Below are 585 nucleotides of genomic sequence, written 5' to 3' on the forward strand. Positions count from 1 at the left end.
GCTTGACCAACCTTCGTGCAATGCAATGTCAGACTCAACCAGACCGTTGCCTGCGCCTGTTAGAACGTCGTGATCATCATCAGCAATACCAAAGGTCGTCTGGTATGTCTTGAGCACGTCCTGACGCTTCTGGCGCAGCACAGAGTCCATTTCATCACGAGTCTTAAACTTACCTGCACGGATATCATCCATTACAGAAGCATCTGCTTCGTGACGAGCTTGTAGACCAATGTCTTTACGAGCTACTTTACGGGCATATGGGTTGTCTTTGTAGAAGACATCACCTTTGTTAACCCAATCATTAAACTCTTGCTGCGGTATTTTACCTGTCTCTAACTGAGCTTTCTTAATCAGGTAATCATTCTCAGCTGATTGTTTCTTATCATCCACATACTCTTTAGCAATGGAAGATGAAGTAGCAAGGAACTGGTCGAACACTTGATGTAGTGTGGATGGTTCAGCTTTGGGTGTCTCAATGTTGACAGCTTGATAACGTAGACTACCGATACCAGTGTCTGCAAGACGTCCTGCACCTTGGTAACCCTGTCCTGCACCTTGAGATGCTTGGTCGATTAAACTAGCCAT

Annotated in this window: 1 protein-coding gene; it reads right to left on the reverse strand. The window is 45.5% G+C overall.

The window, feature by feature from the left end; all coding sequences use genetic code 11:
* A partial coding sequence (locus N1032_RS26665; protein WP_259543678.1) for a hypothetical protein occupies positions 1–585 on the reverse strand: 585 nt, incomplete at both ends.

The sequence above is a fragment of the Herbiconiux daphne genome (genome assembly GCF_024979295.1).
GTDB classification, from domain to species: domain Bacteria; phylum Actinomycetota; class Actinomycetes; order Actinomycetales; family Microbacteriaceae; genus Herbiconiux; species Herbiconiux daphnes.